This is a genomic window from Streptomyces sp. NPDC007088, assembly GCF_042869355.1.
Taxonomy (GTDB): Bacteria; Actinomycetota; Actinomycetes; order Streptomycetales; family Streptomycetaceae; genus Streptomyces.
The window spans coordinates 263,261-274,302 of the sequence record NZ_JBIAFO010000001.1; the positions used below are offsets into that span (position 1 = coordinate 263,261).

Here is an 11,042-nt window from a genome sequence, read left to right on the forward strand (position 1 = left end):
CGCCCGTACGACCGGGCCCCGTCGTGACCCCCGTGGCGTGCGACGCAGGCGTACCCGGTCCGGGCTCCCGCACTTTTCTGTACCGACGGAGTACCCATGAGCAAGCGCAACACCCAGCAGGAGAAGACCGCGGCCCGTGAGCGGCTGCGCGCCGAGCGCGAGCGACAGGCCAAGAAGGAGGCCAGGAACCGGCAGCTCAAGGTGGGCGGCGGGGTCCTCGCCGTCCTCGTGGTGGCCGGGGGTGTCGTGTTCGGCGTGAGCCAGGCCAGTGGCGGCGGTTCCGGTTCCTCCGACCAGTGGGCCTCGGCGAAGAAGGACCCGCTGGTCAAGCCCAAGAACGCGAGCGGCAAGGATGGTACGACCGTCGTCGTCGGCAAGGCCGGCGCGAAGAAGACCCTCCAGATGTACGAGGACCCGCGCTGCCCGGTCTGCGCCCAGTTCGAGCAGACGGTCGGCTCGACGGTGGACAAGGCCGTCGAGGACGGCACGTACAAGGTCCAGTACATCGGCGCGACCTTCCTGGACGGCAACCTCGGCGGCTCGGGCTCGAAGAACGCGCTGAGCGCGCTGGGCGCGGCCCTCGACGTCAGCCCCGACGCCTTCTGGCACTACAAGGCCGCGATGTACGCCAAGGACAACCACCCCGACGAGCAGAAGGACACCTTCAACAGCGACGCGGCCCTCATCAAGATCGCCGATCAGGTGCCCGAGCTGAAGGGGAACAAGGCGTTCCAGAAGGACGTCAAGGACGGCACCTTCGACAAGTGGGCGCTGACCATGTCGGAGAAGTTCGACAAGAGCGGCGTGCAGGCCACCCCGACCCTCCAGATGGACGGCAAGAAGCTGACCTCGCCGGGCAGCGAGAACGCGCCGATGACGGTCGCCGAGTTCACCAACGCGCTCAACCCGCTGCTGAAGGGCTGATCCGCCACCGCGCGAGGACGAGGCAGGGGCGGCACCACGCACCTCGTGGTGCCGCCCCTCCCTTCACCTGCCCGCCCGTGGGTTCTCGCGGCCTACAGGCTGTCGAGGAAACCGAGCGCGACGCTCCAGGTCTCCTCCGTGGCCCGCTCGTCCCAGTCCGGCAGTTCCGGGTCGGTGTAGAGGTGCCCGGCGCCCGGGTGCCGGAAGACCTCGACGTCGGCGCCGGCCCGCCGCATCCGCAGGTACCAGGCGTTCAGCCAGTCGTGCGACTCGAAGGGGTCGGGGTCGGCGACGTGCAGCTGAACGGGCAGGTCGTCGACGCTCGCGTCGTCCTTGAGGTCGGAGGTGCCGTGCAGCAACAGCAGCCCGCGCGCCTTCTCGTCACCGAGGGCGAGGTTCTGGGCGAGCGCGCCGCCGAGCGAGAACCCGGCGTAGACCAGCCCCCGGTCGGACAGGGGCGCGGCGGCCTTGATCGCCCTGGTCAGCAACTCCTCGTTGCCGATCCCGTCCCGCAGCTCCAGACCCCGCTCCAGGGTGTCGGCCGTTTGTCCCCCGTACAGGTCGGGCACATGCACCTGATGTCCGGCGGCTCGCAGCCGGTCGGCCGCCGAGTGGACGGCCGGTCGCAGACCGTAGGCGGAATGAAGAAGCAGGATGTCCATACGGGACATCCTGCCAGCCGCCACTTCCCCCACTTCCAACGGAGACCAAGGGAGAGATGGAGAACATACTGCGCCCCGTCCTGGTGATCGGTGGTTCCGTCCTGTTCACGCTGGTCATCGGCTGGGCAGTGGACCAGCTGCTGCGCCGGGCCGACGCCCGCCACCACGAGACGCCCCTGTGGGGCATGCTGCGGCAGTGCCGGGTGCCCTGGCAGGTGGTGCTGCTCGCGGCGATGCTGCGCGGCTCCTACCGCGAGATCACCTGGCGCCCGGTGCGGCACTTCGACGGCGCCGTCGGCCTCGTCCTGTCCCTCGTGCTGATCGGGGCGACGGCCTGGCTGCTGGTCCGGGTCGCCTCAGCCGTCGTGGAGTCGTCGTACGCCCGCTACGCCTCGGCCACGCGCGATCCCGCCCGGGTGCGCCGGGTGCGGACCCAGGTGACGCTGATCATGCGGATCGTCACCGCGCTGGTCATCGTCATCGCGGTGGCGGCGATGCTCATGACCTTCCCGGACCTGCGGACGGCCGGGAAGTCGGTGCTGGCCTCGGCGGGGCTGATCGGGATCGTGGCCGGTGTCGCGGCCCAGTCGACGCTGGGCAACCTCTTCTCCGGTTTCCAGATCGCCTTCGGCGACATGGTGCGCATCGGCGACACCGTGGTGGTGGACGGCGAGTGGGGGGTGGTCGAGGAGGTCACGCTGACCTTCCTCGCGGTCCGCACCTGGGACGAGCGGCGCATCACGATGCCGGTGTCGTACTTCACCAGCAAGCCCTTCGAGAACTGGTCGCGCGGCGGGGCGCAGATGTCCGGCACGGTCTTCTTCCAGCTCGACCACTCCGCCCCGGTCCCGCTGATGCGCGAGCAGTTGCAGGTCATCCTGGACGACTGCCCGGCCTGGGACCGCCGCGACTGGAGCCTCGCGGTGACCGACACGACCCAGACCACGATCGAGGTGCGTGCCGTGGTCACCGCGAAGAACGCCGACGACATCTGGACGGTGCGCTGCGTGGTGCGCGAGCGCATGATCGCCTGGCTGAGCGAGAAGCACCCGTACGCGCTGCCGAGCGTCGCGACGGTCCCGGCGGTGGCCCCGCCGGAGGAGGACCCCGTCCAGTTGCGCAAGGACGAGACGCCGCGCCAGGAGGAGGTGCACAGCAACAACGCCGACGCGTACGCCGCCCGAGCCGGGCGCTCGGACGGCCTGGAGGACCGGCCGGCCGCCCCGGAGGTCCCGGAGCCCTCGCGTGCGGACGGCGACCGTCCGCGCCCGCAGGTGGACGCGGTGCCGCGCACCGGGCGGGGCTGAGACACCGGCTCCCTGAGGAGCCCCGTCCGCGGGCGGGGTGCGGCCGTCCCCGGGGCGTCGTCCCGTACCCGGGCCGGCGCCCCCGCCCGGGGAGGCCCGTCCGTCCCCGGGCGGACGCCGCTCACCGCTTCTTGTCGATACGGCAGGCGTCGACCGTCAGCTCCTTGGCGGCCCCGCTCGTCCGGCCGCACAGCATGACCGACTCCGTCTTCCCGCTCCCCGGGTCCTGCCGTACCCGCCACAGCGCGATGGCGTGGCCCGTCCGCACCCCGTAGACCGGGGCGTCCTTGAAGTTCACGGTGCCGGTGGCCTGGGCGCCCAGCTCCACGTCCCGCAGGTTGACCCAGGTCGCCGCACGGCTGTGGACCCGGTCCCGGCGGCTGGCGGCCTCGTACAGGGCGCGGGTCGCGTCGTGGGACAGGGCGGTCTGGCCGCTCGCGAGGAAGGGGCTGTTGTAGCCGACCTGCGTGCCACCGGTGCCGGGCAAGTACCGCGCGACGTCCCGGTAGAACTCCGTGCCGGGCGCGGCGTCCCTGAGGTCGGCGAGCGTCGCGTGGTAGATCGTGACGTTGCGCCCGATGCCCTCGCTCTCGAAATGGGCCTTGGAGACGTCGTCCCCCATCACCAGGGCGATCTTGTGCCGGTGGCAGTCGTCGTCCTCGGACAGGGCGCGCAGCAGGTTGCCCAGGTCCTCGACGCGGCCCGCGAAGTAGATGACGTCGGGCACCTCCCCGGGGAGGCAGAACCCGGAGACGGCGTCCCGCAGCGCCGCGCCGCCGCTGTCCCGCAGCTCGTAGCGGATCGGCTTCTCGGGGACGAGGGTGAAGCCGCGGTCCTGGAGCATCCGCCCGCCGTACTTCTCCTGCTCCCCCGTGTACATGTCGCCGGTGCCCTTGGTCTCCCGGCTCAGCACGAGCGCCCGCTGCGGCTTTCCCTCCGTGCGCAGTTGTTTCACGAGCAGGCCGAGTTGCTGCGCCTGCCACTCGTCGGGCGCGGCGAGGGAGAACCAGTTGGCGTACTCCTTGGGCAGGTAGGTGGCGGAGTTGGTGCCGGAGACGACGGGCAGCCCGGCCCCGCCGAGGATCTCGGCGACCTTCCCGCTGGTCTTCATGTCCCGTCCCGCGCCGACCACGCCGACGACCGTGTCGTCGCGCGCCGCGTAAGCCGCGATGAGCCGGGCCATGCGCACCTGCTCGTCCATGTCGACGCCGCCGTTGGCGACCAGGACACGGAGTTTGACGGGCGCGTTGTCCTCGTTGACCGCGGCCTGGGCGAGCGCGAGGCCGGCCAGTTCCTCGGTGCCCTTGACCGGCGAGGAGCTACCCGTGGCGTCTGCGCTGAGCGGGCCCGCGTAGACGATGGTGACGTAGTGGCCCCGGGAGTTCGCGAGTACCTTCCGGTTGCGCTCCGCGATCTGCTTCTCCAGCTGCGGGACGCTCCACGGCACCCCGCCGGCCACCGGACCGCGCCGGTCCTTCGGCAGCCGGGCACCGAAGCTGACCGCGCCGGTCGAGATGCCGATGCACTGCTTCTCCTCGCCCGCGCCCGGCAGCAGCACCGAGTCCCGGTCGGCGGTGAGCGGTCCGGTGCTGCAGTACGTCGCGTCGAGGTGGAGCTGCCGGGCGACGAGCAGGCCGGCGACGAGTGCCAGGCCCACCACGAGGACCCCCGCCGACCACACGACGCGGGCCGGGGAGGGGCGGGCCGAGGCGTGTTCGCACCAGCGCACCGGCTGGGCGGGCCGTTCCAGGTCGGTCGCCGTCAGCGCGATCGGCAGCGCCCACGGCACGGTGCCCGAACGGCTCGGGGACTGCCGGGCGCGCAGGGCCCCCTCCCACTCCTCGTGCAGGTGCGCGACGCGTTCGCTCAGGTTCAGCGGGGCGGTGCGCCCGGTCGTGACCCGGATCGTCGTACGGGGCCGGTCCAGGGCCGGTACGTCCCGCGCGGCCACCGAGGCCACGACGAGCAGCGGATCGAGTTCGCTGCGCACGGTCCGTACGTCGCTGATCGCCTGGAGCAGCGCGATGCCGCCGTCCCCCGCGTCCGCCCGGTGCAGGAACAGCACGGGGGGCCGCAGCCGTTTGAAGCCGCGCAGGTCCCAGCTCCAGCGGCGGTGGGCGTCCCGCAGGTCCTCCAGCAACGCGAGGACGTGCAACTGGAGCTGGGCGTCGCCGCCCGCGCGCAGCGAGTCGGCGACGTCCCCGGCGCGGTGGGTGATCGCCCGCCAGGAGCGCAACGGGTGCAGCAGCCCGGCCTCGTACGCCTGCTGGCCGGTGACCGGGAGCAGGAAGGTGGTGGTCAGAAACCAGCGGCTCTCCCGGCGCAGCCACAGCAGCATCGGGGTGCGGCCGGGCGGTACGAGGTAGAGGACCGCCAGCAGGAAGAGGAAGCCGCAGGCCACGGTGAGGGCGATCGGGGCCTCGAAGAGCGGCAGGACCGCGGCCAGGACGGCGAGGACGGCGGCGAGCATCCCGGCGCCGGCCTGCCGGGAGCGGTCCGCGACCGAGTCACGGCGGTTGACCCGCCGCGGGCGCCAGTGCTGTGCCGCGAGCTGGTCGAGGAGATCGCGACGGCGCTGCACGGGATCGCTCACGCCGTCCCGCGTCGCCTCCTCGGCGTCCGCGGCGCGTACGGCGTCGGCCAGGGCGTGGACGAGGCGCAGGCGGCGGAAGCGGTAGCGGCGGTAGGCCGTCGTCGGGCCGAGGCCGGGGGTGCCCTCCCACTCCCGCCCGGAGTCGATACGGCGCAGCAGGGCGGCGGCCCGTACCCGGTCGTCCTCGCCCGCGCCCTCGGCCGGGATCTGCGGGTCGTGGGGGTTCAGGACCGCGCAGCGCGCGCCGTGGGCGAGCTGGATGCGGTGGACGTCGTCGAGTATCCGGTCGGCCCGGACGTCGTCCTCGGGCTGTTCGGCGTGCAGCACGAACATGGGCAGGAGCGGATCGCCGCCGCGGAAGTCACGGACGAGTTCCTCGACGCGCTGCTGGATGTCGACGCTCGCGCGCACGGACACCCCGATGGGGTGCCTGCACCCCACCAGACCATTGCGACTTCTCCCCGCCACGCCTCAACCCCCGCCCAGCCGTGTTGAGTTGAGGGTATACCGCACTTCTAGGACAAGAGCGGGTCAGCGCGTCCCCGAGACACAACCGGTACACGGGACGTACCGAGGGGCACGGGAAGGGCCGCGGGCCCGGCCGCCGGAGGGGCCCGCGCGCGTTCCCCCGGCGGCCGCGCCTCAGTGCAGGCTGCGCACGTCCAGTTGCCGCAGCACCCGGTCGACGACCTCGGGATCGGCCCCCGCCTCGTTGCGCGCCGACAGCACCTCGTGCCGGGCGGCCGACATCATCTCGCGCTGCACCTGGCGGTAGGCCTTGATGCGTTCGGCCCGCTTGGTGAGGAACTCGCGGCGTTCGTCGTCCATCAGCTCGGGGCTGATGCGGGCCCCGATGTCGAAGGCGCCGCGCTGGAGACGTTCGATGACGTCGTCCGGCAGGTCCTCGATGCCGTCCATCTCCTTGAGCCGGCGCCTGGCCGCCTTGGCCGCGCGGACCGCGAGATCGTGCTCGATCCGCCGTTCGGCGTCGGTGTCGGCCTTCACCCCGAGGCGGCGCACCAGCCAGGGCAGGGTGAGCCCCTGCACGACGAGCGTGGCCATGATGACGCAGAAGGCGATGAACACGATCTCGTCGCGTGCCGGGAAGGCGGAACCGTCGTCCGTCTCCAGCGGAATGGCCAGGGCCAGCGCCACGGAGGCCACCCCGCGCATCCCGGACCACCACATGACGACCGTCTCACGCCAGTTGGAGGGGATGTCCTCGTCCACGTCGCGTTTGCGGTGCAGCTTGAGGGCGAGCCAGCCGGCTGGCAGCAGCCACAGCAGGCGTACGACGATGACGACCCCGGCGATCGCCGCGCCCCAGCCGACCATCCGCCACTCGCGGCCCTCGGCGGTGCCGAACACGTTGTGCAGTTCGAGCCCGATGAGCCCGAAGGCGACCCCGGTCACCAGGGTGTCGACGATCTGCCAGAAGGTCTGCCCGGTGATCCGGCCCAGGACGTCGTCGGCGTCGAGCGCGTACTCGGCGAGGAAGAGCGCCGTGGTCAGCACGGCGAGCACCCCGGAACCGTGGAGTTCCTCGGCGAGTACGTAGCTGATGAAGGGCACCAGCAGGGTCAGCCCGGTCTGTAGCGTCGCGTCGCCCAGCAGGTCCATGAGCTTGGAGGCGATCCAGCCGAGGGCGAGTCCCACGGCCACGGCGACGACGGCGGACAGGAAGAACAGGCCGATCGCGGAGGGCAGCGAGAAGCTGCCGCCCACGGCCGCGCCGATCGCCACGTGGTAGAGCACGATCGCGGTGACGTCGTTGAACAGGCCCTCGCCCTCCAGGATGGAGACGAGCCTGCGGGGCAGGCCGAGGGAGCCGGCGACGGCGGTCGCGGCGACCGGGTCGGGCGGGGCGACGAGCGCGCCGAGCGCGACCGCGGCGGCCAGCGGCAGCCCCGGAACGATACTGCTGGCGACGGCGGCGACCGCGGCGGTCGTGACGAAGACCAGCGCGACCGCGAGCAGCAGGATGGCCCGCTTGTTCGCCGCGAACTGCCGCCAGGACGTGCGTTGCACCGAGGCGTAGAGCAGGGGTGGCAGCACGAGCGGCAGGATGAACTCGGGCGGCACCTCGACGTTCGGCACGAAGGGCAGCAGCGCCAGGACGATGCCCAGGAGCGTCATCAGTACCGGTGCGGGCAGCCCGAGCCGGTCCCCGAGCGGCACCATGAGTACGGCACCGAGCAGCAACAGCATCAACAGCGCCAGCTGATCCACGGCAGGGGCCTCCTGGAGAGCGGGGGGCGGACGAACACCGTCCTCAACGGATCAAGGACCCCTTAACCCTGCCATGGGCATCGCTTTACCCGGTCACTGGGTGCCGGAGCCCACGCCGGTGCCGCCGACGTCCCGCCCGGCCGCCCGCGGCGCGGTGGCCCCGGCCGCCACCGGCCTCAGCCGCCCGCGCCGCCGACCGGCTTGCGCATCGCCCGGTGGTCGATCCCGGCGTCGAGGAACTCCGGCCCGTACGCGCGGTAGCCGAGCCGCTCGTAGAAGCCGAGCGCGTGCGTCTGGGCGTGCAGGTCCACGGCGGTCAGCCCGCACGCGGCGGCCGCCTCCTCCAGGGCGCCGACCAGGGCCGCGCCCACCCGGGAGCCCCGCGCGGCGCGGTGCACGGCGAGCCGGCCGAGGGAGCCCACCGAGGGCTCACCGCCGGTACGGTCCGCGGTCCCGGGGCCGTGCAGCAGCCGTCCGGTGCCCAGCGGCGTCCCGTCCTCGGTCACCGCGAGGACGTGCACGGTGCTCGCGCCGGGGGCGTCGAAGGCGTCGTACTCCAGGTCCTCGGGGACGCCCTGTTCGGCGACGAAGACCTCCTTGCGCACCGAGAAGCACGCCTCCCGGTCAGCGGGGTCCTCGGCGACGCGTATCACGTAGGGCGTTCCGTCGCTCAGGGTGTGGCCGCTCACGCTGCCCCTTCCGTTCCGTTCGTCTCGTCGGTGTCGTGTCGCCCCGCGGGGCTCAGGCGCTCTCCGCCCGGACCCGGTCCAGGGCCCGCTGGAGGTCCTCGGGGTAGGAGCTGCCGTACTCCACCCATTCGCCGTCGCCGGGGTGGGTGAACCCGAGCCGCACGGCGTGCAGCCACTGGCGGGTCAGCCCCAGCCGCTTGGCGAGCGTCGGGTCGGCGCCGTAGGTGAGGTCCCCAACGCAGGGATGGCGGTGCGCGGACATGTGGACCCGGATCTGGTGCGTACGCCCCGTCTCCAGCTTGACCTCCAGCAGCGAGGCGGCCCGGAACGCCTCCATGAGGTCGTAGTGGGTCACGGAGGGCTTGCCCTCGGCGGTGACGGCCCACTTGTAGTCGTGCTGGGGGTGGCGGCCGACGGGCGCGTCGATGGTGCCGGAGGTCGGGTCGGGGTGGCCCTGCACGAGCGTGTGGTAGCGCTTGTCGACCGTACGGACCCGGAACTGCTGCTTGAGCGAGGTGTAGGCGCGCTCGGACTTGGCGACCACCATGAGCCCCGAGGTGCCGACGTCGAGGCGGTGCACGATGCCCTGGCGTTCGGCGGCCCCCGAGGTGGAGATCCGGTAGCCCGCGGCGGCCAGTCCCCCGATGACGGTGGGCCCGCTCCAGCCGGGGCTGGGGTGCGCGGCGACCCCGACCGGCTTCATGATCACCACGACCTCCTCGTCGTCGTGGACGATCTCCATGCCCTCGACGGGCTCGGCGACGACCTGGACGGGGGCGGGGGCCTGCGGCATCTCGACCTCCAGCCAGGCCCCGCCGCGCACCCGTTCGGACTTGCCGACCACGGACCCGTCGACCTGCACCTTCCCGGCCGCGGCCAGCTCGGCGGCCTTGGTACGGGAGAAACCGAACATGCGGGAGAGGGCGGCGTCGACGCGCTCGCCCTCCAGGCCGTCCGGTACGGGCAGGGTGCGGACCTCGGGAATCGTGCTCACCCGTCGAGTATGCCGGACGGGTGACGGGCCCCGCCCCGCGCCGGGTGCCGCCGGCCGGCCCCGGGGGCCGGTCAGTCCTTGTGCCGGGTCCCGTCCGGGTCCAGTCCGCGGAAGGACAGCAGCACGATCAGGATGCCGCCGCACACGATCGCCGAGTCGGCGAGATTGAACACGGCGTACCCCTTGGGGGCGATGAAGTCGATCACCGCGCCGCGGAAGACGCCGGGCGAGCGGAAGAGCCGGTCGGTGAGGTTGCCGAGCGCGCCCCCGAGCAGCAGTCCGAGCGCGATGGCCCAGGGCAGGCTGTGGAGCTTCCTGGCCAGCCGCGCGATGACGAGGATCACGGCGGCCGCGATGATCGTGAAGATCACCGTGTACGCCTCGCCCATGCTGAAGGCGGCCCCGGAGTTGCGGATGACGCCGAAGGTCAGCCAGTCGCCGATGACGTGCACCGACGCGTGCCCCTCCAGCTTCGCCACCACGATCAGCTTGCTGATCAGGTCGAGCAGGTAGGCGAAGGCGGCCACGGCGAAGAGCGCGGCGATCTTCCGCCGCCCCTTCGGCGCCTCCCGCACCGCTTCCCCGTCCGGCTCCCGCCGTTCCGGGGTCTCCGGCGTACCGATGGTGCGCTCCACCTCTGCCACGTGACGTCCTCAAGCCCTGGTTGACCGATGGGGTCGAGGGTACGGCACGAACCCGTGGACCGGTTGACAGCCGGCGCCGGGCCGCTGTCACCGGCCCGGCGCGCACGCGAGAACACCGTCACCGGGCTTCCGCGCGCGCGGAAACTCTGTCGCCGGGCCCGGCGCGCACACGGAAACGCCGTCTCCGAGCCCGGCGCGCACACGGGAACACGTGAGAGCCGCGGCCGGTCCCGGGGGCGCGAGGACGCCCCCGGGGAGCCCCTGGACCGGCCGGGGCCCTCCGTCAGCCGCGCCGCTCCTGCTTCTGCTTGCAGTCCACGCACAGGGTGGCCTGCGGGAACGCCTGCATCCGGGCCTTGCCGATCGGCTTCCCGCAGCTCTCGCACACGCCGTAGGTGCCGGTGTCCATGCGGCTGAGCGCCCGCTCGGTCTGCTCCAGGCGTTCGCGGGAACTCGCGGCGAGCGACATCTCGTGCTCGCGCGTGATGTTCTTGGTCCCGGTGTCGGCCTCGTCGTCGCCCGCGCCGTCGGCGGAGTCCCGCATCAGGCCGGCCAGCGCCTCCTCGGCCGCGTCGATCTCGGCGCGCAACCGGGTGACCTCGCTCTCCAGGCCCTCCCTCGCCGCACCGGCCTCCTCGGCCGTCCACGGGTCCTCCCCGGGCCTGACCACGAGGTCCTCGGGACCGAACGCTCCGCCGCGCGCCTGGGGCACGATCTCCTCCGTCGCCGTCCCCGTACCGGGGGTACCGGGGTTCTTCTTCGCAACCACTGTGGGGGCTCCCGTCTTCAGCGCGGCCGCCGCCGCTCGTGTGGGGCCGGCCGCCGGAAGGTCAGCGTCCTTCCCATTCCGGATATTCCTGGGCCCTTCGCACGCCGGTTGTCGTCCGGCGGTCCTGCTCGCCACCATGACCGGGGCCCCTCACATTCCGTGATCTCGCACGCGAATCGTGCTCGGACGATAAGTCGACACGCCGTCGGCGGCAACGGGGCACGCCGCCGG

At 72.5% G+C, this 11,042-nt stretch carries 9 protein-coding genes; 2 read left to right on the forward strand and 7 right to left on the reverse strand.

The window, feature by feature from the left end; translation table 11 throughout:
- The first annotated feature begins 96 nt into the window (after positions 1-96).
- A complete protein-coding gene (locus tag ACFYMP_RS01175; RefSeq protein ID WP_388848468.1) occupies positions 97-924 on the forward strand; it encodes a thioredoxin domain-containing protein in 828 nt (275 codons plus the stop codon).
- Positions 925-1,016: 92 nt separating this feature from the next.
- Here ACFYMP_RS01175 and ACFYMP_RS01180 read toward each other — a convergent pair whose 3' ends face one another.
- Complete coding sequence (locus ACFYMP_RS01180; protein WP_388848471.1) at positions 1,017-1,586, reverse strand: dienelactone hydrolase family protein; 570 nt, start codon at positions 1,584-1,586, stop codon at positions 1,017-1,019.
- A gap of 56 nt (positions 1,587-1,642) precedes the next feature.
- Here ACFYMP_RS01180 and ACFYMP_RS01185 point away from each other — a divergent pair, with 56 nt between their 5' ends.
- Positions 1,643-2,893, forward strand: coding sequence for a mechanosensitive ion channel family protein (locus ACFYMP_RS01185; RefSeq protein ID WP_388848474.1), 1,251 nt, complete (start codon positions 1,643-1,645; stop codon positions 2,891-2,893).
- A gap of 121 nt (positions 2,894-3,014) precedes the next feature.
- Here ACFYMP_RS01185 and ACFYMP_RS01190 read toward each other — a convergent pair whose 3' ends face one another.
- From ACFYMP_RS01190 to ACFYMP_RS01215, 6 genes are all read right to left on the reverse strand, one after another.
- Positions 3,015-5,903, reverse strand: a complete 2,889-nt coding sequence (locus ACFYMP_RS01190; protein WP_388848476.1) for a hypothetical protein — start codon at positions 5,901-5,903, stop codon at positions 3,015-3,017.
- A gap of 225 nt (positions 5,904-6,128) precedes the next feature.
- Positions 6,129-7,715, reverse strand: a complete 1,587-nt coding sequence (locus ACFYMP_RS01195) for a Na+/H+ antiporter (RefSeq protein ID WP_388848479.1) — start codon at positions 7,713-7,715, stop codon at positions 6,129-6,131.
- Positions 7,716-7,891: 176 nt separating this feature from the next.
- Positions 7,892-8,404, reverse strand: a complete 513-nt coding sequence (locus ACFYMP_RS01200; RefSeq protein ID WP_388848482.1) for a GNAT family N-acetyltransferase — start codon at positions 8,402-8,404, stop codon at positions 7,892-7,894.
- Positions 8,405-8,456: 52 nt separating this feature from the next.
- Positions 8,457-9,398 carry an RluA family pseudouridine synthase gene (locus ACFYMP_RS01205; protein WP_388848485.1) on the reverse strand — a complete coding sequence of 314 codons (942 nt, stop codon included), beginning with the start codon at positions 9,396-9,398 and terminating at the stop codon, positions 8,457-8,459.
- A 71-nt stretch (positions 9,399-9,469) separates the two neighbouring features.
- Entirely contained in the window at positions 9,470-10,042 is a 573-nt protein-coding gene (gene lspA, locus ACFYMP_RS01210) for a signal peptidase II (protein WP_388848488.1), read from the reverse strand.
- 283 nt (positions 10,043-10,325) lie between these two features.
- On the reverse strand, positions 10,326-10,949 hold the full coding sequence (locus ACFYMP_RS01215; protein WP_388848491.1) for a TraR/DksA family transcriptional regulator: 624 nt from the start codon (positions 10,947-10,949) through the stop codon (positions 10,326-10,328).
- Between the last annotated feature and the right edge of the window lie 93 nt (positions 10,950-11,042).